General features: G+C 69.2%; 23 protein-coding genes and 2 pseudogenes. 8 read left to right on the top strand and 17 right to left on the bottom strand.

Annotated elements, in window-relative coordinates:
* Positions 1-6 precede the first annotated feature (6 nt).
* The 4 genes from AS594_RS01945 to AS594_RS47495 all read right to left on the bottom strand — a co-directional run bounded on the left by AS594_RS01945 (position 7) and on the right by AS594_RS47495 (position 1,514).
* Positions 7-507 carry a GNAT family N-acetyltransferase gene (locus tag AS594_RS01945; protein WP_069933593.1) on the bottom strand — a complete coding sequence of 167 codons (501 nt, stop codon included), beginning with the start codon at positions 505-507 and terminating at the stop codon, positions 7-9.
* The gene (locus tag AS594_RS01940; RefSeq protein WP_069933594.1) at positions 504-866 is read right to left on the bottom strand and encodes an ArsR/SmtB family transcription factor; all 363 of its coding nucleotides are present in this window, start codon (positions 864-866) and stop codon (positions 504-506) included. Before AS594_RS01940 ends, AS594_RS01945 begins: the two co-directional genes overlap by 4 nt.
* Positions 867-898: 32 nt before the next feature.
* Complete coding sequence (locus AS594_RS47500; RefSeq protein WP_338120133.1) at positions 899-1,201, bottom strand: NAD(P)/FAD-dependent oxidoreductase; 303 nt, start codon at positions 1,199-1,201, stop codon at positions 899-901.
* A 235-nt stretch (positions 1,202-1,436) separates the two neighbouring features.
* Positions 1,437-1,514, bottom strand: coding sequence for a hypothetical protein (locus AS594_RS47495; protein WP_338120207.1), 78 nt, complete (start codon positions 1,512-1,514; stop codon positions 1,437-1,439).
* A 26-nt stretch (positions 1,515-1,540) separates the two neighbouring features.
* Between AS594_RS47495 and AS594_RS47490 the strand changes: the two genes are divergently transcribed.
* Both AS594_RS47490 and AS594_RS01930 read left to right on the top strand, forming a co-directional pair.
* Entirely contained in the window at positions 1,541-1,810 is a 270-nt protein-coding gene (locus tag AS594_RS47490; RefSeq protein WP_338120225.1) for a hypothetical protein, read from the top strand.
* 417 nt (positions 1,811-2,227) lie between these two features.
* A complete protein-coding gene (locus AS594_RS01930; protein ID WP_069933595.1) occupies positions 2,228-2,692 on the top strand; it encodes an ArsI/CadI family heavy metal resistance metalloenzyme in 465 nt (154 codons plus the stop codon).
* Between the two features lie 144 nt (positions 2,693-2,836).
* Here AS594_RS01930 and AS594_RS01925 read toward each other — a convergent pair whose 3' ends face one another.
* Positions 2,837-4,417, bottom strand: a complete 1,581-nt coding sequence (locus AS594_RS01925; RefSeq protein WP_069933596.1) for a hypothetical protein — start codon at positions 4,415-4,417, stop codon at positions 2,837-2,839.
* A 263-nt stretch (positions 4,418-4,680) separates the two neighbouring features.
* Positions 4,681-5,652 carry a LysR family transcriptional regulator gene (locus AS594_RS01920; protein WP_069934014.1) on the bottom strand — a complete coding sequence of 324 codons (972 nt, stop codon included), beginning with the start codon at positions 5,650-5,652 and terminating at the stop codon, positions 4,681-4,683.
* Between the two features lie 39 nt (positions 5,653-5,691).
* Between AS594_RS01920 and AS594_RS01915 the strand changes: the two genes are divergently transcribed.
* Positions 5,692-6,585, top strand: coding sequence for a serine hydrolase (locus AS594_RS01915; protein WP_069933597.1), 894 nt, complete (start codon positions 5,692-5,694; stop codon positions 6,583-6,585).
* 83 nt (positions 6,586-6,668) lie between these two features.
* Positions 6,669-7,673 (top strand): MBL fold metallo-hydrolase, encoded by a 1,005-nt coding sequence (locus AS594_RS01910; RefSeq protein WP_069933598.1) that lies wholly within the window; start codon positions 6,669-6,671, stop codon positions 7,671-7,673.
* 128 nt (positions 7,674-7,801) lie between these two features.
* On the opposite strand, the pseudogene AS594_RS42725 reads toward AS594_RS01910, so the two are convergent.
* Positions 7,802-8,047 (bottom strand): annotated as a pseudogene (locus AS594_RS42725) (transposase); the annotation flags it as partial.
* A 37-nt stretch (positions 8,048-8,084) separates the two neighbouring features.
* On the bottom strand, positions 8,085-8,531 hold the full coding sequence (locus tag AS594_RS01900; RefSeq protein WP_069933599.1) for an ATP-binding protein: 447 nt from the start codon (positions 8,529-8,531) through the stop codon (positions 8,085-8,087).
* A gap of 171 nt (positions 8,532-8,702) precedes the next feature.
* On the opposite strand from AS594_RS01900, the gene AS594_RS01895 reads away from it, so the two are divergent.
* The 3 genes from AS594_RS01895 to AS594_RS01885 all read left to right on the top strand — a co-directional run bounded on the left by AS594_RS01895 (position 8,703) and on the right by AS594_RS01885 (position 11,683).
* Complete coding sequence (locus tag AS594_RS01895) at positions 8,703-9,470, top strand: IclR family transcriptional regulator (protein WP_069925338.1); 768 nt, start codon at positions 8,703-8,705, stop codon at positions 9,468-9,470.
* Positions 9,471-9,532: 62 nt separating this feature from the next.
* Positions 9,533-11,053, top strand: a complete 1,521-nt coding sequence (glpK, locus tag AS594_RS01890) for a glycerol kinase GlpK (protein WP_069933600.1) — start codon at positions 9,533-9,535, stop codon at positions 11,051-11,053.
* Between the two features lie 267 nt (positions 11,054-11,320).
* Complete coding sequence (locus AS594_RS01885; RefSeq protein WP_141746882.1) at positions 11,321-11,683, top strand: hypothetical protein; 363 nt, start codon at positions 11,321-11,323, stop codon at positions 11,681-11,683.
* 877 nt (positions 11,684-12,560) lie between these two features.
* On the opposite strand, the gene AS594_RS01880 is transcribed toward AS594_RS01885, so the two are convergent.
* Positions 12,561-13,262, bottom strand: a complete 702-nt coding sequence (locus AS594_RS01880) for a bleomycin resistance protein (protein ID WP_069933602.1) — start codon at positions 13,260-13,262, stop codon at positions 12,561-12,563.
* Between the two features lie 391 nt (positions 13,263-13,653).
* The gene (locus AS594_RS01875; RefSeq protein ID WP_069933603.1) at positions 13,654-14,271 is read right to left on the bottom strand and encodes a TetR/AcrR family transcriptional regulator; all 618 of its coding nucleotides are present in this window, start codon (positions 14,269-14,271) and stop codon (positions 13,654-13,656) included.
* A 114-nt stretch (positions 14,272-14,385) separates the two neighbouring features.
* Here AS594_RS01875 and AS594_RS01870 point away from each other — a divergent pair, with 114 nt between their 5' ends.
* Complete coding sequence (locus AS594_RS01870) at positions 14,386-15,297, top strand: alpha/beta fold hydrolase (protein ID WP_069933604.1); 912 nt, start codon at positions 14,386-14,388, stop codon at positions 15,295-15,297.
* 347 nt (positions 15,298-15,644) lie between these two features.
* Here AS594_RS01870 and AS594_RS01865 read toward each other — a convergent pair whose 3' ends face one another.
* From AS594_RS01865 to AS594_RS01840, 7 genes and pseudogenes are all read right to left on the bottom strand, one after another.
* Entirely contained in the window at positions 15,645-16,262 is a 618-nt protein-coding gene (locus tag AS594_RS01865) for a hypothetical protein (RefSeq protein WP_069934015.1), read from the bottom strand.
* 926 nt (positions 16,263-17,188) lie between these two features.
* Complete coding sequence (locus AS594_RS01860; protein ID WP_069933605.1) at positions 17,189-17,593, bottom strand: hypothetical protein; 405 nt, start codon at positions 17,591-17,593, stop codon at positions 17,189-17,191.
* A gap of 126 nt (positions 17,594-17,719) precedes the next feature.
* Positions 17,720-17,899: a hypothetical protein gene (locus AS594_RS01855; protein WP_069933606.1), complete on the bottom strand. Its 180-nt coding sequence runs from the start codon at positions 17,897-17,899 to the stop codon at positions 17,720-17,722.
* 516 nt (positions 17,900-18,415) lie between these two features.
* Positions 18,416-19,030: a DUF3995 domain-containing protein gene (locus AS594_RS01850; protein ID WP_240508903.1), complete on the bottom strand. Its 615-nt coding sequence runs from the start codon at positions 19,028-19,030 to the stop codon at positions 18,416-18,418.
* Positions 19,031-19,375: 345 nt separating this feature from the next.
* Positions 19,376-20,239, bottom strand: coding sequence for an alpha/beta fold hydrolase (locus AS594_RS01845; RefSeq protein WP_176742758.1), 864 nt, complete (start codon positions 20,237-20,239; stop codon positions 19,376-19,378).
* 8 nt (positions 20,240-20,247) lie between these two features.
* Positions 20,248-20,997, bottom strand: coding sequence for an SAM-dependent methyltransferase (locus AS594_RS44430; RefSeq protein WP_167368118.1), 750 nt, complete (start codon positions 20,995-20,997; stop codon positions 20,248-20,250).
* A gap of 12 nt (positions 20,998-21,009) precedes the next feature.
* A pseudogene (locus tag AS594_RS01840) lies at positions 21,010-22,221 on the bottom strand (glycosyltransferase); the annotation flags it as partial.
* Positions 22,222-22,286 lie beyond the last annotated feature (65 nt).

Below are 22,286 nucleotides of genomic sequence, written 5' to 3'. Positions count from 1 at the left end.
GTCCGGTCAGTCGATGTGGGGGCTGCGGCGTTCGATCAGTACGGTGTCGCGCCAGCGGCCGTTGTGGCGGCCGATGCGTTCGCGGGTGCCGATGATCCGGAAGCCGGCCCGTTCGTGGACGGCGAGGCTGGCGGCGTTCTCCGGGAAGACGCCGGACTGGATGGTCCAGATCCCCGCCGCCTCGGTGGACCCGACCAGCGCCTTCAGCAGCGTGGAGGCGACGCCGCGGCCCCGGGCGTCGGGATGCACGTAGACCGAGTGCTCGACGACGCCCGCGTACGCGCAGCGGTCGGACACCTTGGTCGCGGCGACCCAGCCGAGCACGCCCCCGGTCTCGTCGACGGCGGCGAAGCGGTGCTCGGGCAGCTTGGCCGCGTCGAACTCCGCCCACGTGGGGGTTGTCGTCTCGAACGTCGCGTTGCCCTCGTCGACACCGGCCTGATAGATCGCGACGACCTCATCGGCGTGGTCTGCGGTCAGCGGCACCACGACGGTGGAGGCGGTCACGCGGCGGATGCCTTGGTCAGGAGCTGCCCCATCGCGGCCAGGACCGCAGGCTCGACGCGGTAGTAGACCCAGGTGCCACGCCGCTCGGAGGAGAGCAGCCCGGCCTCCTTCAGCTTCTTCAGGTGATGGGAGACCGTGGGCTGCGAGACGCCCACGTCGGAGATGTCGCAGACGCATGCCTCGCCACCCTCGTGCGAGGCGACGGCCGAGAACAGTCGCAGCCGTACCGGGTCGCCCAGTGCCTTGAACATCACGGCGGTCCGCTCGGCCTCGTCGGCGGTCAGCGGACGCTCGGTGAGCGGCGGGCAGCAGGGCTCGACGACGGTCTCCAGCAGCGGCAGCGCCTTAACGTTTGACATACGTCTATGTTGACACATGTCGAATCAACCGCCTAGTGCCACGAGCGGCCGAGGGCGAGAGTCAAGCGCCGGGCGCTCCGGCGCGCATTGCGGCCGACGCCTCGCAGGGATGCGGACGACAGGCTTCGCTGCCATTCCAGCCCGACGTGGGCGAGGCGGGGATGGGTGAGCGAAGTGCCGTCGCGGTGTCGCGGCCGGATCGCCTCGTCGAGGGCGTTGCGCGGAGTGAGGTAGCCGAGGTCCGGCGCGTAGCCGGTGGCCAGGATGATCGCGTCCACGTCTTCCTTCGCGCTGTCGGTCCAGGTGACGCTGGAGCCGTTGATGTGGGTGAACATCGGGCGGCGATCCGGCCGGCCCGCGGCGAGGGCGGCTCGGTAGGGCCGTCGTCGATCACCGCCATCGTGGCCGGACGGTGCTGGAACCGGCCGAACGGGGCCGCGTCCAAGCCGGTCACGGTGAGCCAGAAGTGCAGGTCCCGCCCCAGCGGCTTCTGCGAGAACCAGCGCACCGGGCTGCGGCTGGCCAGGCTCGCGCGCGCCACGTTCGCGAGCTCGGCGGCCACCTGCGCCGCTAATTCCCCGCCCCGACGACCACGACCCGCTGCCCCGCGAACGCCCCAGGCATTCGGTACTCCGAGACGTGCAGCACCGTGCCTGTGAAGGTGTCGAGCCCGGGTGGAGCGGGCCGGTTCGGCCGGCCGAAACCGCCGTGGCCGTCACCACCGCCCGCGCGCCGAGCTGCCGCCCGCCCGCGAGGCCGAGCGCGAAGCCCTCGCCCTGCGCGTCCTCCGACGTGACCCGGTGCCGGGTGCGGATGTCGGTGTCCAGGCGCTCGGCGTACCGATGCAGGTAGGCGACCACTTCGTCGCGGTGCGGGTGCCGGCCGGGGTCGCCGCCGAACGGCACCCCCGGCAGAGCTGTACCGGGCCGGGGAGAACAGGGTGAGGCTGTCGTAGTAGTGCGGCCATGACCCCTCCGTCTGGTCCGAAGCCTCCAGAGCGACGGCGGTGAGGCCCTCCAGCGGCAGGCTGTGCGCCGCCGCGAGGCCCGACTGGCCGCCGCCGATGACCGCGACGTCGACGTGCTCCATGAAACAGCCCAAATCGATGGATGTCTATGTTGACGTCTATCGATACAGATGCCATGCTGAAAACGCAAGAGATCGACGGACGTCGAAACACAAGGGGGATCGCATGAACGCCACCGCCACCGAGCAACTGCCGCGTCGCCGGCGTCTCCCGCGCGGGCCGGGACCGGATCTGTCCACGCCCGTTACCCCATCCGGATCGGCGTCGGCGTCCCGGCCGCCTCCGGCGGTTGCTGACCCGACCCACCCGCTCAATTACCCACAGGAGGAACGTGATGTCCCGCGTACAGCTCGCCCTGCGTGTCCCGGACCTGGCGAAGTCCGTCGCCTTCTACACCAAGCTCTTCGGCACCGAGCCGGCCAAGCTCCGCGACGGCTATGCCAACTTCGCCATCGCCGAACCCCCGCTCAAGCTCGTCCTCATCGAAGGTGCCGAGGGCGAGGACACCCGCATGGACCACCTCGGCGTCGAGGTCGGCAGCACTGAGGCCGTCCACGCAGCCACCACCCGGCTCAGTCAGGAGGGCCTGGCGACGACGGAGGAGCACGACACCAGCTGTTGCTACGCCGTCCAGGACAAGGTGTGGGTCCACGGCCCTGGCCGCGAGCCGTGGGAGGTGTACGTGGTCAAAGCCGACGCCGACGCCCTGACCAAGCAGAACAACAGCACGTGCTGCACCACCCCGGCCGGTGCCGAGACCGATGAACTCGAACCGGTCACCGCAGGCGGATGCTGCTGATCTCGCGATGACAGAACTCCACACCCGCGGGGCCTCGACCGGAACGGGGGACCGGTCGAGGAACATCGGCGGAGTGACGCCTCGTTGCGTCGGTGTTTCACCACTCGGTCTTCGCGGAGCGCAGGAGTCAAACGGGAGGTTCAGCTACGCCGGCGGCCTTACCCGTCGGCCGTCTTCAACGAGCCGGCGGATCGTGTCCAAGTCCAGCGCCGGGTTCGCAGCCGCGTCGTGGGCCAGCTCCTCGTCGTCGAGGAGTACTGCCAGCCGGTACTGCGGAAGGTTCGGGTGGCGCGTCGCCGCAGCCCTCACGGCGTATTCCGGGTCCTGGGTGAGCCGCTCCACGGCTGTCGGCTCAGTTTCGGGGTCGCGTGCGGCCAAGGCCCGGACCTCAGGGTCTTCGTGGTCGGCGAAGGCGGCCAGTCCGTTGGTCGGGAAGTTCGGCCGGGTGGTGAGGTGGCTGCGCTCGGGGCCGGTGTACTCGAGGAAGCTGCGCAGCAGAAGTGGCGCGGAGGCGTCTGGATGATTTTGGGCCAGCAGGACGCGTACGCCGAGATCGTCGTCGGCGGCCAGGCGTGCGACGAGGTCCGGTGGCAGCAGGTGGTCCCTGGCTGCCTCCCGGCGCAGCATTGGGTGGTTGGAGAGTGCGTTTCGGCGGACGGTCCCGGGGTCCCGGACTATCTCGTACGCGGGGTGGAAGCCGAAGCGGTGGTCCATGGGGACCTGGTAGTCGATCCGGTCCCGTTCCTCCTCGCTCAGTGCGGGGTGGAGGGACACGGCCAGCCGGACGTCGGGGTGGGGGTCCGTCATGAGCGTGCGGCGCTCGGCCGGTCCCAGGTCCGCGCGGTACGCCACCTGCGCGCGCACGTCCGGTTCCGGATCGGCGACGAGTGCGCGGCACTCGGCGGGTCCGAGGTCTGCGCGTTGTGCGATCTGGCACCGTACCTCCGGATCCGAGTCGGCGGCCAGGAGGACCACCGCGTCGGGAGGGAGGGTGGGGTTGACGGCGATCATCGCCTTGTCCTCCTTGCCGGCGGGCCTGGCGAGGACGCCCTCCACCACAGCTCTGGTGAGGGGGTGGTGGAGCAGCAGGTCGGTGCGGGCGTGGCACGGTCGGTCAGGGAGCGCACTCTCCACCCACGCCGGATCCTCTAGGCGCGCATGCAGCTGAGCCCTCTCCCGGACCTCGCCGTCGGGGTCTGTGAGGAGGGCGGCCCGCACGTCTGTGGACAGCGATGCCCATGCCTCGACCCCCCAGCGGCGAACCTTCGCGATCGGATGGGTGGGCATGGATCGGCGCAGCCTGGTGGAGATCTGCTGGTAGAAGGGACCGCCCAGCAATTCGTCGTCGTACGTGCTGATCATGTGGACGACGGCCTCGTCGGGTAGGGGCCTTGGCCGGGCGAGGCCGGCCATCCGCGGTCCTGCGGCCAGGTGGGCGCGGACGAACCACTCGGGATCGTCCACCAGTCGAACTCGCTGGGCCGGATCGACATGGAGGTTGCGGGCGAAGAAGCTGCGGGTGTAGGTGTCGGGGTGCTCGATCACCGCGTCGACGACGGCGTCGGGCAGGATCCGGTCCCGGCACAGCACCATCCGTGCGGCAAGCGGAGCGTCGGAGAGCAGCCGCAGGAGGATGCTCTCCGGCACGGACGGGTGGAGAGCCAGCCCGGCGAGCCGACGGGTGGGGAGATCGGCGTCCGCCCAGATCTGCTCAGGCGTAGGCATGCCTTGTACCCCCCAGGGTGTCAACGGGCTTCGTGAAGACGTGGTCCACGACCTTATCCGCCTTGCGCAGCGACAGGCCGTGCGTCGGGTAGCGCCGTCCAGGGCCCGTTCGGACGGTCGCGCGCCCGCGAGGCGGGCTTCCCCAGTCCGACGCGGACGAAATGCATGCCATGCGAAATGCGGAGTTCACCTCAGGTGGCGGCGGGGGCGACGTGTACCCAGGGCCCCGGCCTGTCTCGCGCGGGCAGCCGGTCGACGCGGCGTCAGCTCGACTCGTCGTACACCACCGACCACGGGCGGGGCGGCCCGTCGGGCGGGTGCGGGCCGTCGTCGCGGCGCAGGGCTGCTGCCGTACGGTCGCGGGCGAGCACGCCGGCCGCGAGCTCTGCGAAGTGGGGGGCGGCCGGGTGGGCGGACCGGCCGGCGGGCCAGGCCCCGGTGGTCCGCCGGGTGAGGGGGCGGCCGGCCAGCGGCCGCCAGACGACGCGGGGCTCTTTGCGGGCCACCGGCCCCTGGTCGAAGGCGATGCCGTGGCCCGCGTGGACGAGGGCCAGCACGAACTCGGGGTTGGAGGCGTGCCGGAGGCGGCCGGGCACGAAGCCCTCGGCGCGGCAGGTGTCGAGGATCCGGTCGTACCAGCCGGGGGCCTGGGCACGGGGGAAGAGCACCAGGTCGTGGCCGGAGAGTTCAGCGAGCGCGACCTCGGGGAGCCGCGCCAGCGGTGAGGTGCGGGGGAGGACGACGCCGAGTTCCGCGCACACCTCCCGGCCGAGGCGGAGTTCGGTGGCGTCCACGGGCTGGTGGACGAGGCCGACGTCGAGCCCACCGGAGGCAAGCAACCGCACCTGTTCCTCAGTGGTGATCTCCTGGAGATCGACGGACAGACCCGGAGAGTGCTCCGCGCAGGCCGAGAGCAGGGCGGCGAGCATGGCGACCGTGGTGTCGGGGGGCACGCCCGCACGCAGAGTGCCCAGGCCGCCGTGTCCGGCGCGGCGGGCCAGCGTCCGTAACCGCTCCTCACGGGCCAGCAGTTCGCGGGCTTCGTCCAGCAGCACCATGCCGGCGGCGGTCAGCCGGACCTGGCGGTGCGATCGGTCGAAGAGTTCGGCACCGAGGTCCTTCTCCAGTCTGCGTACCGCCTGGCTGAGGGGTGGCTGGGCCATGCCAAGCTGGTCGGCGGCCCGGCTGAAGTGCAGCTCGTCGGCGACGGCGACGAAGATACGCAGGTGGCGCAAGAGATCCACAGCCACGGACCTTACGTGAGAGGCGAACCGATGGTCGAGGAACGGATCCGCGAGGTCTTCGCGGGGGCGGGGGCCGAGGGGTTGCTGCATGCGGTCCCCGTCGGCACGGAGCCGGGCGCCGAGGAGGTGGCGGTCGGCGCGGACGAGCCGGTCGTGATCGCCTCGGTCTTCAAGGTGCTGCTGGTCCTGGAGTTCGCCCGGCAGGTGGCCGCCGGCCAGCTCGACCCACGGGAGCGGGTGCGGGTGACGGCGGCCGACCGGCTCGGAGGCTGGGGCACGGCAGGATGTGCCGACGACGTCGAACTGTCGCTGCGCGATCTGGCGTTCTTCGCGATCTCGGTGAGCGACAACTCGGCGGCGGATCTGCTGCTGGCACGGGTCGGCCTGGACACGGTGCGGCTTCTCGCCGGGGAACTCGGGCTCGGCGGGACTCGGATCGTGGGCGGCCCCCGTGACGTACTGGAGTCGATGCTCGCCGAGGTCGGCGCCCGCGACGAGGCGGAGTTCGCCCTCCGTTACCCGGCTCTGCCGGACGATCGCAAGAGACGGCTGAGTGTGCTGGACCCGCTGCGGACCAACGCCAGCACGCCGCGTGAGATCACCCGGTTGTTGCGTCTCGTCTGGCGTGACGAGGCGGGCCCGCCCGAGGCGTGCGCTCACGTACGTGACCTGATGATGTGTCAGGCATTTCGGCACCGGCTGGTGTCGGGGTTTCCCGATGAGGCGACGGTCGCGGCAAAGACGGGAACTCTGCCCGGGCTGCACATGGAGGCGGGGGTCGTCCGGTATCCCGACGGCGGCAGCTACGCGGTCTCCGTCTTCGCCCGTACGAGAGATCTGGCCGCCTCGCGTCCGGTGGTGGACGCAGCGATCGGTGCCTCGGCCCGGATCGCCGTCGACTTCCTCCGCGCTAAAGGACTCTGACCTGCACTCATATGCTTCCGCATATGAGGAACCCAGAATTCTGATCTTGGACGGCGAGGGGGGAGTCCTGATCTCCTGACGCCATGAGCGACGACACAGACGCACAGCGCCCGAAGCGGCGCATCCAGGGGTTCGGCCGACGTACGGTGCTGCGTGGCGCCGCGCTCGGCGCGGCCGCCCCGCTGCTTCCCGCCACGACCGCCGTCTCCGCGGCGGCGCCCCGTAGGGCCCCGGCGGCTGGTTCGGCGTCCTTCCGCTGGCTGGGCACCTCCGGCTGGCGCATCGACGTCGACGGCCGGACGGTGCTCTTCGACCCGTACCTCACCCGGTTCAAGACCGGCCTGTTCGACGGGGGCTTCAAGCCGGGTACGAAGCTGAGGTCCGATCCAGGGCTGGTGCGGGAGCACATCGGCCACCCCGAGATCGTCCTGGTCAGCCACTCCCACTGGGACCACGTCGCCGATGTGCCCCACATCGCCAAGTCCACCGGCGCCCGGATCGTCGGCACGGAGACCACCTTCCATCTGCTGGTCGCGTTCGGTGTCGACCCGGCACAGATCTCGGTGGTGAAGGGTGGCGAGGTGCTGGACTTCGGCGGGCTCACCGTCGAGGTCGTGTCGAGCCTGCACAGCCGCAACAAGCGGCACTCCTACTTCGCTCCGGGCACGCTGAATGCGCCGCCCGCTGCTGTCCCGAGGACCATCTCCGACCTGCCGGAGGGCGACACTCTCGCTTTCCAGGTGACGGCCGGGAGCGGCGGCCCGTCGGCCTTCCTGATGGGCGCCAGCGACTTCTCCGAGCGGGCCGTGCAGGGTTTGAGCCCCGATCTGGCGATGGTCGCGGTGCCGTCGAGCGCCTCCACGTCCCGCTATGTGCCCCGGCTGCTGCGCGCACTGGGCCGGCCCGGCGTCGTCGTGCCCGTCCACTGGGACAACTTCGAGGAGCCGCTGAGCGAGCCCCCGCGCCGCGACCCGGTGATGGACCTGGACGCGTTCACCACCCAGGTCCACCAGGAGTCTCCGACGAGCCGGATCGTCGTCCCGGACTACCGCACCACGTACGGCGCAGACATGCGCCCGAACTCCTGACCGGCGTACCGGTCGCAGGAAATGCAGGTGCGGCCTGTTGGCCGAAGCTCATCTGTGGGCTGGGAAGTCGGAGTCGGATGCGCGTTGTCGAGGTGGGGAGCGGCATCGAAGCTGACGGGGAGATCAGGGACAGCGGCGAGGACCATTTGCCGGGTCCCGTCGACGGCTTGTCCGATCAGCCGCCTGTGAGCGGTCTGGAAGGAGCCGAGCTCATCGGGAAGGTCAGTCCAAAATGAGTTGGTGCGGTAGTTCCACGCGATGGCCTCAAGAGTGCGGCGGTGGTCGGCCCATCGCCGCCCGCGGACCGGATCCGCCGGCATCAGGGGCTCAATTCGGTCCCACATCGCATCGGTGATCACTGATCGGACGGACACGTCCGATCAACTGAGCAACCCAGCAGAGAGGCACGCGCTAGGCCGCAGGGAGGTCAGCCCAGCGTGTGATCCCCTCGGTGCCGACGCGTATGCCGCAGCGGGCAGCCAACGCGGTGACGATGTCGATGCCGCGGCCGTGCTCGTCCGGGTCCGGGGCGTCCCATCCGTCACCGGCGAGGACGGGTCCCGCGTCGGTCACTTCCACGCGCAGGGCCCCGTGTCCGTCGATGCGGACCCACGACAACCGCAGCGTCGCCGGTGGCAGGGCGTGGACCAGTGCGTTGGTCAGGAGCTCCGATACCACTACGAGTGCGTCCATGATGGCGTCGGGAGACAGGCCCCACTCGGCGAGTACGGTGCGGACCCGCCCGCGGACGGCGGACACGGCCCCCGGGGCGTGGGGCAGAGGGCAGACATGATCGACAGCGTCGGGGCCGAGGCGATCGACTGCCTCGGGGTCGACGACGTTGAGCTGGGCGGCCATCTGCCCTCCTTGAGGAACGGTGTCGACAGGTGCCGACGTCACGCACGCTATGAAGTGATAAGGCACCGGTCAATAAACGTCGGTCGGCATTACCGAACGCAAGTCGCGAGCGAGGGAAACCACCACGTCATGGCCGATGTGGGACGGGGAAGGCGGATCTAGAATCGCGGTATGGCCGGTCCCGTCCAGTCCATCGAACGGGCGGCGGCAATTCTCCGCCTGCTCGCCGCGGGCCCCCAGCGGCTCGGGCTCGGGGAAGTGGCGGCCTCGCTGGGGCTGGCGAAGGGGACGACCCACGGCATTCTGCGCACCCTCCAGCTCGTGGATTTCGTCGAGCAGGACGCGGCGACCGGGAAGTACCAGCTCGGTGCGGCCCTCCTGCACCTCGGCACCAGCTACCTCGATGTGAACGAACTGCGTTCGCGCTCGATCAACTGGGCCGACGCCCTGGCCGCCCGCAGCGGTGAAGCGGTCCGCCTCGGCACTCCGCTGGAAGGCCGAGTGCTCGTCATCCACCACGTTTTCCGGCCGGACGACACCCTCCAGACCCTAGACGTGGGCGCACTGCTGCCCCTGCACGCCTCCTCGCTCGGAAAGGTGCTGCTGGCGTTCGGCACCGCGAACCTCGATGCGGCGGTCGACGCCGGGCTGGACGCGTACACCCGGCACACCCTCGCCCACGCGGACGAGCTGACCCACGCCCTCGCCGAGATCCGGGAGAACGGCTGGGGCAGCGAAGTACAGGAGATGAGCATGGGGGAAGCCGGCGTCGCCGCGCCCATCAGGGGGCACGGCGGCCTCGTGGTGGGCGCCATCGGCCTGTCCGGCCCGGTCGAGCGGATCTGTGACGTCAGAGGCCGGCCGGAACTCAAGCTGCTCACCGTGCTGCGTGAAGCCGCCCGGGCGATCTCACGAAACCTGGGGGCCGCCCGCTGGTAGGCCCCTCGCGCAGCGCATCTCCACGCCTCGCATCTCCACGCATCGGAAAGGCGGTCCGGATCATGGTCGAACGGTATGTGATGTCCATCGACCAGGGCACCACCTCCACCCGGTGCATCCTGTTCGACCACCGCGGGCGATTGGTGTCCGTGGCCCAGCGCGAGCACCAGCAGTTCTTCCCCAAGCCCGGCTGGGTCGAGCACGACGCCCTGGAGATCTGGCGCAATCTGCGGCGCATCGTGCCCGAGGCCCTGTCCGGCACGGGCGACGGCGTCTTGGCCGAGGCCGTCTCGGCCCTGGGCATCGCGAACCAACGCGAGACGACCGTCCTATGGGACCGGCGGACCGGCATCCCGCTGAACAGGGCGATCGTCTGGCAGGACACCCGCACCGCCCCGCTCGTCGAAGACCTGCGCAGCGACCCGGGCGACGCGTTCTTCCTGGAACGCTGCGGCCTGGCGCCCTCGACGTACTTCTCCGCACCACGGATCCGCTGGCTCTTCGACCATGTGCCCGGTCTGGAACAGCGGGCCGCGAACGGAGATGTCCTGTTCGGCACGATGGAGTCCTGGCTCATCTGGAACCTCACCGGGGGGACGGCGGGAGGCCGACACATCACCGACGTGACCAACGCCAGCCGCACGATGCTCATGAACATGGGCACGCTCGAATGGGACGAGGAACTGCTGCGGTTCTTCGGGATACCGCACGCCATCCTTCCCGAGATCCGGTCCTCTGCGGAGTGGTACGGCGACGACCGCTCGGTGCTCCCCGGCAGGCCCATCACGGCCGCGCTCGGCGATCAGCAGGCCGCTCTCTTCGGGCAGACCTGCTTCTCCCCGGGCGAGGCGAAGTGCACCTACGGAACCGGCAGCTTCCTGCTGCTCAACACCGGGACCGACGTCGTCCGGTCCAGCAATGGACTGCTCACCACCGTCGCCTACAAGATCGACGAGCAGCCCGCGGTCTACGCACTGGAGGGCCCGATCGCCGTCACCGGCGCCCTGGTCCAGTGGTTCCGCGACCGGCTGGAACTCATCAACAGCGCACCGGGCATCGAGACCCTGGCGCGCACCGTCGAGGACAACGGCGGCTGCTACATCGTCCCGGCGTTCTCCGGTCTCTTCGCACCCCGCTGGCGCAGCGACGCACGCGGCGTCATCGTCGGCCTGACCTCGTACATCACCAAGGGGCACCTGGCCAGGGCGGCGCTGGAATCCACCGGCTGGCAGACGAAGGAGGTCGTCGACGCCATGAACGCCGACTCCTCGCTCACCCTGAGAGAGCTGAAGGTCGACGGTGGCATGACGTCGGACAACCTCCTGATGCAGATCCTGGCCGACGTCCTCGACGTGCCGGTGGTGCGGCCCATGGCGGCCGAGACCGTCTCCCTGGGCGCGGCCTACGCCGCCGGGCTGGCCGCCGGCTACTGGGCGGACCTGGAAGTGCTGCGCGGCAACTGGCACCGGGCGGCGCAATGGCTGCCGGACATGGACCCCACGCGGCGGGCGTCGGAGTACGAGAACTGGCAACGGGCCGTCGAACGGTCCTTGGGCTGGATCAGACGGCCGAACGGCTCGTAGTACTCCAAGACTCCAGTCGGAAATCGTTGCCTGATCTGGTCAACGCCTCCTCCGAAGTCTGCTGCACGGGTCGTGGCCGGCGTGACTGACGTGCTGGATCATGCGGGCCACCCGCCAGCCCTCAGCGCGCTCCATCAGCGTGCCGCCTGGGGCGAGACACAACCGCTCCGTCACCGGCCGCAGCGCCCGCACCGCCCGCCTGTGATCCGCCGGCCCATCACGCGGGGCGGCGGATGATTCCTCGGCGGGTGAGCAAAGATGGTCTTGATGATCACCGCTGACCCTCTGGAGGGGACCATGGCCGACGTCTGGGTACTGAGTCCAAGTCATAGCGAGCCGGAGAAAAGCCGTCTGATCCGTTCCGACGCCATCACCTATCTCAGCACCTCAGCCGAGGAGCTCGTCGCGGCCCGCGTCGGCTCGGACGACACCGTGGTCCTGGTTCACCGGGCCACCCAGGGCGGCAGGGACCTCCCCGAGGACTTCCACCTCGCCTACCTGGCCAAGCTCGCCGTGGCCCGCGGGCGGGCCCGCGTGAGCGAGGAGGACCTGGTGCTCCTCGCCGACACGGACGACAACGGCGCCTGGGACTGGTCAGTGCTCCCCGTCTCGGAGCTCTGGCCGGGCTGACCCGTAAATCGGCCGCCTCACGGAAGGACGAGCCGGGCGCAATCGTCATGCAGTCCCGCGCACGCGGCGGGGGACTCGTCGGCCTGCTGGGTCGGCGGCAGCGTCCGATGGGCCGCGGTAGGCGGGCGGCCCACCTCATGCTCCTGGTCGTTATTGGCGCGCGCGGTCGGTAGCGGAGGAGGGGCGCCGCGAGCTCGGGCCGCGAGCTTGAGCTCGCGGCAGCGTCGTACCCGCGCACCGCGTCGAAGCGGCCGGACCAGGGCGTCGCCGGACAGCCAGGCGCCGTTGCCCTCCTGGTCGGCCTTGCAAGTCCGCGGGGGTGTCCCAGACGATGCCCATGTCCTCGGCCCCGGAGAAGAGGCACCCGGCGGTGATGAGCAGAGGGCGACCAGGGCCACCGCCATCATGGCCAGGGGGCGCCTGGTCCGGCCGCCCGGCGGTGCGCGTTCACCTGCGCGGTCATGTCCGCTCGCCCTGAGCGTGTCGCCGTCGACGGTCCACAGGACTTCCCGCGTTCCTGGGCGGCGATCAGCATGGGGGGGTCGGTCCGCCCGGACGGAAGGCGCACAGCCTGACGGCCGAGGACGTGTAGGGCCCGGTGCTCCTTCACACCACTGCGAAGGAGCACCGGGCAGCGAAGGAGACGAGCCGATGCCCAGCACACGCCCGACCGGACGGGGCAGTTCCGGCGCCGCCTGGGTCAGGTGGCTTACTCGTGTCGGGCAAGCCACCTGACCCTCCTGCGGGAGGTACTTCGAGTGCGGTGTCGGTCGGTTCAAGCGTCATCGCGCGTTCGCCGCGAGATACGCCGAGCCGGCCGTCCGCTACGAGGCGTCGGTGCTGGACGCCGCCCTCGAAGAGGGGCTGCAAGCAGAGCTCAGTTCCGTAGCTCTTCAAGACGTTTGAGGTCGTCGTGAACCGACTGCCGCTCCTCGGCGGTGAGATGGACGGCGGCGGCCTCGGCGAGCGCCGCCGTCGCGGTCCCTTCGTCACCGAGGCGCCCGGCGACATCCGCTCGCAGTACGAGGAGGCGCAGCAGTTGTACGGGCGTGGGCTGCTCGTCCTCGAGGTGAAGCGCCCGGTCAATGACCTTGGCGGCCATCGCAGGGTCATCTTTCGAGTCGGCGAGGAGGGAGGCATGGTGGAGGGCGCGGGCGTAGGTCTCCTCGGGGGCGCGCCGGTGGCGCTGGTCTTCGCTCGTCCGCTTCCCGATGTGGATGCAGTTGCCTCCCGGATCGGTCAGGAGGAACTGCCGCACGCCGTACGACATGTCCTTGGGCGGCCCGATACGTGGCAGCCCTCGGGTCGGGATCCTCCCGTACGCCGCCTTGAGCCCCGTCCGGAAGACGGCATGCAGTCCGTCGACGTCATCGGTGACGACGTAGCACGTACTGAAAGACTCAGCAGGCTCGTACTGCTTCATCCCGAAGAACTGGAGCTCGATGCCCGCGCGCTCCACGACCGCGTAGGGGTTGGGGCTCTTCTGCTGGAAGGTCACCTCGAACCCGAGGGCGGTGTAGAACTCGAGAACGGGCTGGATGGTCCGGCACGGCAGGATCGGAATAGTTTTCTCAGCCATGCGCACACTCTAGTCAAATTTGAACAGAGGGTGGGCTTGTTACCGCTGACCCGCCTCATGGCCGAGGCGATGAGGCCGTGCTCGTTGCCGTCGTGGGCGGCGAACGCGACCGGAATGCCCAGGGAGCGCACTCGCTCCGGTCATGGCGGCGACGCGGCGAGGGCGGCTGCGGCGTCCAGGGGGCGTCGGGGCGACGGCCCACAGGTGGCGCTCGCGGCCGTAGTGGTCGACGGTCGCCTGCAACCAGGCGGACCGAGCCTACGAGCCGGGGCAGTCCTTGCCGTGTCGCAGGCGTACAGGGCACCAGGCGGGATTACGCCGCCCTGCGGCTGGACAGGGACTTGCGGCGGCCCCGCTGACAGCAGCTCCCAAGCGGTGAGGCGGCCGCCCATCAACTGGCGGCATCACCGGTGCGGAAGATCCGGTCCAGGCGGTGGTCCAGGACGGCGATGGCAGACTCCGGGCTGCGCTGGCCGACGAGGATGCTGGTGCCGAGTCCCGCAGACATGGCAAGCAGGCCGGCTGCCTCCAACTGTGCGTCCACACCCGGCTCGAGCAGAGCTGCCTCTTGCGCCTGCCGCAGGAGCTGGGTTACCGCGTCTTCTGCGGCATCCGGGTTCTTGATGAAGGGCTGGGCGGCGAGCGCCTGGTCGGTCACGGCCAGAACGGCATACGAGGTGTAGACGAAGTGGAAGGTGCGGCTGTCCTCGTCGGTCGGCAGCGCCGCCATCAGCAGTGCCTCGATCATTTCCCGCGGGCCGGGACTGTCCCCGGCGGCCTGCACGCGGGCGGAGGCCCGTTCCCCGAACCTCTCTGTCAGATGCTCCAGTCCGAAGAGCAGCAGCTTCTCCTTGGTCTCGAAGTAGTACTGCACCAGCCGCAGCGACACGCCCGCCTCTGCTGCCACATCGCGCATCCCCACGGCATGCAGCCCGCGTCGCCCGGCGACTCGGACCAGTGCCTCGGCGATCTCGGTGCGCCGTTCTGTGTGGTCCACGCGCTTGGGCATCGGCCGTTTCTCCGCTCGTCGTTCCGCTGTTGCGTCCCCAGTAGGACCTTAATGATACAGTCGTACCATTGTTGTGGTACGCTCGTATCACGAAAATGTGATCCGGAGGTAAATGTGTCCGAGACTGCTGTCCGCGCCCGAGCCGACATAGGCCGCTACGTGAGCGATGCCTGGCGCGACCGCTACTTCGCGGCCTGTGACGCTGCCTATGCACTGGGCGCACCCGCGCTCGCCGAAGAGGACGTGGAGACGTCCTTCGGCACCACGCATGTCTATCGCTACGGTCCCGAGGGCGATCCCGCTCGATCCCGCACCCCTGTCGTCCTGGTGCACGGCGCGGGCTCCTGCTCTGCCATGTGGCACCCGAACACCCCCGCCCTCAGCGCAGACCGCCCGGTCTACGCGATCGACACCCCGGGTGATCCCGGCCGCAGCGTGCAGCGCGAATCGATCCACCAACCCGAGCGCGCCGCACAGTGGCTGGACGAGACACTCGCCGGACTCGGCCTTGACCGCGTCCACCTCGTCGGCACCTCCTACGGCGGATGGCTCGCCCTGAACCATGCGCACCGCAGGCCCGGTCGCCTCGCCTCGGTCACGCTGCTCGACCCCGGCGGCCTGGAGAGAGTGGGACTGCGCTTCTTCGTCTGGATCTTCGCCGGTCTCTTCGCGACCTTCGCGCCCAAGGCGCTGCGCCCCCGGCTGGCGGCCTGGCTGGAACAGCCGGTCCTCGTCATGCCGGAACTGCGCACGATGATCAGAACGGCCGTTCGCGCCTACCGCATACGCCGCCCGGCCCCGCTTCCCCTGTCCGAGGAGGAGCTGTCCACCATCCGGACCCCGCTCTATCTGGTGCTCGGCAAGCGAAGCCTCCTCGTGCACCCGCAGCGGCAGGCGGAGCGTGTGCCGCGCCTGGTCCCCGGCGCCCGAGCCGAGATCATCTCCGGCACGGGCCACGGGCCGCAGATTGACCACGCGGAGGAGATCAACCGCAGGATGCTGAACTTCATGGCCTCCGTCGACTGACAACCGCCCTCGCGGACGGGGCCAGGACATGACCGGCGTCAGATATCCGAGTCACCCGTCGGTGGGCGGGGGTTTGCTCGTCCGCCTGCACGGGCGTCGGTTCTTCTGCGATCAGAGCCAGCGCCAACGCCGGACGTTCATGGAACAGGTGGCGGGCCTGACCGAGCCACGCCGCCGTTCTTCAGCCCCGGCAAGGTCGGTGATGAGGGCGGTCGCAAGGGAACTCGGCGGGTGCCCCGGCCAGCGGCTGTGTCGCGGAGCTGTGGCTTCACGGCCGACGGACTGCGCTGTTGGCGCAACTGGTAGCGGCCTGTGCCGGCCCGCGCACCGCGGATACCGGTTGCGCCCTACTCGCTGAGCCCCACGACTCCCCAGCCCCGCCGGGCGGCTTCGGACAGGACGTGGCCCCAGTCGTCCATCAGGCGGGTGAACGCGTCGAAGTCGCTGACCCACCCCTGGGATACGGCGGCGTGCTCGTTGTAGACCCCACGCAGCTCGCCAAGCCTGGGCCGTACCCGCTCCGACGTCGTGGCCAGCTTCCGCACGCTGTCCGGCGACCGCGCGAGCAGCACGCCGTGGGTGACTGCTGGGTCGTCGCAGAAGAAACCCGGATCGATGTGCTCCGCCTCACCGTCCAGCCCTCTCCAGGTCAGCCCGAGCAGCAAGGTGTCCAAGCCGGCCCGCACCAACGGGTCGGCATGGTCACGTATGGACTCCCACCGCTCCGCCGCCCAGAAGTGCGCCTTGAAGGAACCGAGGGTGCCCCGGAACTCGTAGACGGCGAAGGAGGTGCTGTGAGGCCCTCGTGGCCATTCCCAGTCGCCTTCCACCACCGGTGCGTCGTGATCCCACAACCCGGTCTCGTCGGCGTACCAGGCATCCCTCAACCGCGACAGCCTCTCCCGGGGCGGAACCTTTTCCAGCCATGACCAGTCGGCGATCAGCACATTGATGTCAAGCCCCATACCCGTGAGGGTACCGATCACCCGTACTGCAAGGGCCGGCGCTGGAGCCCCGTCTCGGGTTCCTGCCGGCGATTGCGAACGGACAACCGGACGCTCTCTTCTCCACAGACTTCATCGCTGATCAACAACGGGGCCCCTTCCGCTGCCTGATGCCCTTGTTTCGTGCACACGTTCTCCAAACGCCTTGGCGTCCGTCCCGACAGCGTGGTGCCCACCTCCCCGGCACAGGCAACATGGCCGCCACCACCCTGCCCCTGCAACTCGCCCTCGCCGACGAGGAAGGCCGCGTCCAACCGGGCATGAGTTCGCCTTGTTCGGTCTGGCCAGCGGTGCCAGCGGGTCTGTGACGATGATCGACTGGACAACACCACAGACAGCGATGCCCTGAACAGGCATCATGCACCTACCCGGCCAGTTCGCGGGGCGGCCGTATCGCCCGGGCGGACTGCCACCACGGCCGAGACAACGAGGGTGCGCTGAGCAGTGTTCATGTCGATGACGGTCTGCCGTAGGAAGCCGGTGAGGTCCTGGCCGGGTGTTGTGGTGACGGGGAGCGCGATGGAGTGTTGGCTGAGGGCCGAGGCTTCCTGGGGTATCCACGGGGGAATCGCTGACCCGCAATCGGGGCTCACGCTCGTCGAGGACTGCGGAGCGCTGCACCTGCCAGCTTGTCGACGGCCTGTCCCACGATGGCGCTGACCGTCCGCTCGACCTGTCTGGCCTGCGCGGCTGCCGTGAGACGTTCGGTACTGGTTCCAGGCGCAGACCGACACCACCGGCTTTGTCGTCCTGCAACGCTGGGCGGAGACCATCGAGCGGCACTTTCCGCCCCAGCTGCCGGACCTCGACCACACCAGCGACTAGCGCAGCGAAATGGCCTCTCGTCGGTTGGTGCCGGAGTTCCGTCGCGGCCGCGAGATGCCGATTCAGCCGCCGAATCCGCGCAAGACGTTCCCAGCGACATTGGCGGCTTCCTTGGCGGCCTCGATGGGCATCTGCCACAGGGCGAAGGTTCCGGAGTCCGGGTCGAACGCAATGGTCTGGGAATGCTCACGAGTGAAGTCGAGAGAGACAGCGTCAGCGGGGACGCCACCGTGCATCTCGACTGGCTTTCCCTGTACGTCTTGGATCTGACGGCTCCCCGGCTCGCCTACCTTCACCGGGAAAATGAAGAGCTGCTCTTCCGGAGCGAACCGCAGCATGTGCTTCTCCCTGGCCAGGCCATACTCGAGAGTTCCTACGGCGTCCTTGCCGTTCACCCGCGCAAGCTGGGCCAGCGCGACTTCGACCGAACCAGTGGACGCAGTGACCTCGATGGCCGTTTCATCCACCGCATGAGGGAGGCGTGAAAACTCTCCCGCATAGTGCTGGTAGGCATTTTCAAGGGTGGCGGTTGACCTGACCGGTTCACTCGCGGAACCATCGGCAAGCTTGGGGAGGAGGATGTAGGAGTCACTCTACGAAACGACGAGGTCTTCCTCTCCGTCCGTGCCCTGGAACGGCCAGATGGTCAGCCAAAAAGTGATGTACTCGGTCCCTGCCCCGCCATCCTTGACGATGGCAATCGTCTCTCCCTTGTCCTGTAGCTTCCTGCGCGTCTCATCGTTGACCTTGATGGTCAACTGATAGTCAGTCATTTCTCTCTCCCTGTAAGTTTGTTGACGGGATGCTCTCCTGGCGATCATCTCTATCCATTTCTGTGGCGAGCTCGGGCGTTTCATGTCGCCATCACTCCTTCAGCGTCATCTCATCGATGGCGAACCCTGCCCGCTGGGCGACTGTGGCAGATGCGGGAGCCAGGCCACGCCCCCGCCAGGACAGATCGAGGCCGTGGGCGACATTCACCTGGCCCGGGCGCCAGACTGATCCCAGCCGTGCCGGACGGAGGTCACCCACTGGCCGAGATCCTCGCCCCGGCGCACGACCCCGCCCGCCGTGGTGGGCAGGGGCAAAGGGGGCCGGGGCAAGGCCGTCTCCGGGGTGCCTGGCCGGTGTCCAGATGCTGGCGGACGAGGTGGAAGCGGCGCTGCCACGTCACCGGCCGGCTCGGGCGCCACGAGGGGGCGATCTCCTCCAGCTGCTCGTGCCGAGCGCGAATTACACCAGCTATCACGTGGTCATTTCACGCGTGACCGGAAGCTGCCTGACAGCCGTCAACCAATCCCGGTGACCACCGAGGCCAAAGACAGGAGCAACGCGCCCAGCGCCCCTACAGAGCCGTAAAGCCTCACCTCACGCCGGCCATCGTGTCGGCGGACATAGTGCGTGGCGGCTGCGGCAAAGGCCAGGCCACCGGCAATGAACCACGGCCCCCACAGACAGAGGTACCAGCGGGTCAACCCGACCAGATCAGGCGCGACAGCGCGCGCCCCAGCCTCAACCAGCACTCCGTGGACAACGAATAGACATCCATGCCAGACGAGCAGCACCGCCGCGCCACCGCCACAGAACACCATGAGTCGACCCGTCCACTTGCCGCGACGGCGCGTCAGGCCGATACCGACCAACGCCCCGAAGAGCTTCAGAAAGCCGGTCACCCACAAGACGGCCAGGAACCACGTCACTCGCTCATGAGCAAGATTCATCAGCGACGGAGCCACTGTCGACTTCGCACCGAAGGTGCCACCCAACGCCCAGATGAAACTGGGTACCGCGAACAGGAACCCCCATGCCGCAACGGCGAACCCGGGCCACTTACCCAGACGGAGGCGGAGCGCCCAGCTCGGGACCGGAGGCACTGCATCGTCCAAAGAATGCTTGATCGTCACAACTCCACCGTTGCCGAACCTCGACGACAGGGCGTCCTCCGCGCGGACGATCAAGCTCCCCGCGCGGGGAGCCACCTTTGATCGTGCTTGCGGCTGACGGTCAGCAAAGACTCGGAGTCCCTCGAAGATCAGTTATACCAGTGCTCCGTAAGAGAGCTCCTGGCCGTGGACGGGTTTGGCGGACCGGTAGTTGTATCTCCCCAAGGCAGGGATGTACGACCCTGAACGCTGCGGGGCGGCGAAGATCCCGACGCGCGTGAGTTCGCGACCGAAGGCGAGCTCGGCCCGATCAGGCCGGCCTGATCGGTTCCGCCCGATCAGGCCGAACCGATCAGACCGGTCCGGTCATGTCCGGGGGGCCGGCAGCGCGGCGAGTTCGCCCAGGACGCGAGCAGCCGGCGCGGGGTCGGCCAGCCACTTCAGGTGGCTGCCCTCCAGTGTGCGGACGTCGTACGGGTTGTCGGGCGTCAGTTCGTTGCCCTCGCGGATCAGGCGGTCCTGTAGGGCGAGAGGCAGGCTCGTGTCATCGGCCAGGCGGATGTAGGTCTTGGGAATACGTCCCCAGGTCGCGGCCTGCGCCCGGTCGGCGGAGCCGCCGACGTCCAGGTTCTCGTCGGGCTGGAAGGTGTTCAGGAAGGTGAGGAACTGCTCGTCTGTGCCGTCGGCGAAGAAGGCATCCTTGAACGCCGCGAGCGAGTCCGGGTTCGCCGTGCGGAAGTTGACGCGGAGCAGGCCGAGGTCGGCGGGGTTCCCGGCCAGCGCCGAAGCGAAGGCAGCGGGGTCGACTGTGGCCATCTCCGGCTCGGCGTAGTAATCACCTACGTCGAGCCGGACCGGGCACCAGGCCGAGACGTAGACGATGCGGTCGATCAGATCCGGACGGGCGTTGGCCGCGGCGGTGGCCGTGGCGCCGCCGCGGCTGTGGGCGACGAGGATCACGGGTCCGTTCTGTTTGGCCCGTTCGAGGATCCCGATGAGGTGCGCGGCGTTGTCGGCCAGCGTGACGCCCTTGATCGAGCCGGGGGTGGTGGCGAGTTCCTCGGGGTTCTGCGGTGACTGGTAGGCGCGCGTGAAGGTCGCCTGGAACCCGTGGCCGGGGAGGTCGACGGCGACCGAACGGTGCCCGAGGAGGCCGAGTTCGGCCTGAAGGGGCGCGAAGGAGAAGGAGTTCGCGAAGGCTCCGTGTACGAGTACGAACGTCGGTTGCATCTGTGTGCTCACTTTCCAGTCGTGTCGGGTGTCTGACGTAGAACCAAGCAGAGGAATCCGAAGCTTTCTCGGTATCCGTGCAGCCACTGCGAACGTGCAAGGGTGGCCGCTTTCAGTGCCTGGGCGCCGGCCGGATCAGCAGGGTGGTCCAGTGCCCAGGAGGCCAGTGAGCCCCAGCAGGCCCACTCGTAGGCGTCCAGCTCGCTGCGGGTGCTGACATGGCCGTGGACCGGGGTCCATCCGTCGGCGACGACGTGGTCCACCGTGGTCGCCAGATCGGCGAGGTCACCGAACGCCTCGATGGCCGCGGGTGAAGGGTCGCGGTCCCAGAAGGACTCACCGATCAGGACGCGGCCTCCGGGGGCCAGGTGCGTGCGGGCTGCCGCGAGGGTGGGGAGAAGACCGCCGAAGGCATGCGTGGCGCCGACGCTGATCACCAGGTCGAACGGCTGCGGCGAGCCGAAGGCGGCAGCTTCCTGGTGGTGAAGGACCAGACGCTCGTCGACCCCGAGTTCGCTCGCCGTCCGGCCGGCCTGCCGCAGGGCGGCCTCGGAGACGTCGACGCCCTCGGCGTGCAGGTGGGGCCGCGTAGCGAGGGCCCGCAGAAGCCATTCCGCCGTGCCGCATCCGAGGTCGAGGACTCGCTCGTCGCCCCTCGGGAGGCCGTGTCCGAGCAGCAGGCCGACCGACTCGTCGTCGAGCGGAGCCTTGATCGGGTGATCGGCATGCGCGATGCCGGAGATCTCCTCACGGCTCAGTGGCGTGGTGTTCGCTGTGTCGAGGAGCAGTTTCGCGGCCACTGTCGTCCCGTCTGTGCGGATCGTGCCGGCGACGGCTTTCGCCCGTGCTTCCGTCTCGGGGGCCAGGGCCGTCCCGAGAGCGGCCGACAGAGAGGCGAAGGTCGGGTTCGGACCGTCGTGAGCCGCGCCGATGCCCAGGTCGGCGACCCGAGCGGCCCAGTGGGGCTGATCCACGAACTGGGGAACCACCACCTGGGGCGCGCCGGCCCGGGCCGCCGTCGTCGTCGTGCCCGCGCCGCCATGATGGACGACGGCCGCCACCCGGCGGAACAGCTCCTGGTGGTTGACGTCACCGACGGCGAAGCAGTCGTCCGCGTCGTCGACCAAACCCAGGTCGGCCCAGCCACGCGAGACGAGTACGCGCCGGCCCTGGGCGCGAACCGCCTCGACGGTGATGCGGGCGACGTCCGTCGCGGTGCGCATCGGCATGCTGCCGAAGCCCACGAACACCGGCGGTGTCCCGGCGTCCAGGAACTGCTCCAGGTCGGTCGGCAGCGGGCGTACGTCCGGCAGGATCCACGCGCCCGTCTGCACGAGGTCGAGGTCCGTCAGCTCCTGCCACGGCCCCAGAACCGGATCCGCCGCCAGCCACGGCCAGTCGCCGAAGACATGGTCTCGGACGTTGTCCACCGGCGGCAGCCCGATCGCCTCCCGGTGGGTGTTGAGCGGCGCGAGGTACAGCGCGTTCACCTTCTGAACGTCCAGGTTCCACAGGGCCCGGTTGTCGGACATGTCGATCGCGTCGGTCGACATCGGCGGGCCCGGTCGCGGCGACGGCGAGAAGTGCGCCGACGGCATCTCGAAGGAGTGGAAGCAGGCGTATACGTAGCGGATTCCCAGCTTCTCGGCCACCGACCGTGCGCCGGCCGGCATCAGGCCGCTCGCCACCAGCACGTCGCATCCCTCGGCGGCCGCGGCGACCGTGCCGAAGTGCTCTGCGACCAGCTCGGCGGCGAACTCGGTGGCAAAGCCAGGTGACGGCGGCGCGCCGGTCACCAACGGGCGCACGGGCCGGCCGAACGGCACGTGCTCCACACCCATGCCGGCCAGCAGCTGTGCGAACTCCTCGTCCGGCGGCGCGCACACGCGCACGTCCGCGCCGAGTTCCCGCAGCCGTGCCGCGAGTGCGGCCGGCGGCATGATGTCGCCGCGTGACCCGTAGGCCATGATCAGCACACGCATTTCGTCGTTCTCGTTTCTGTGGCCGCCGACCTCGGTCGGCGATGGTGCGGTACGGATTCGGATCG

The organism is Streptomyces agglomeratus (assembly GCF_001746415.1).
Taxonomy (GTDB): Bacteria; Actinomycetota; Actinomycetes; order Streptomycetales; family Streptomycetaceae; genus Streptomyces; species Streptomyces agglomeratus.
This window is presented reverse-complemented; position numbering and strand designations above follow the sequence as displayed.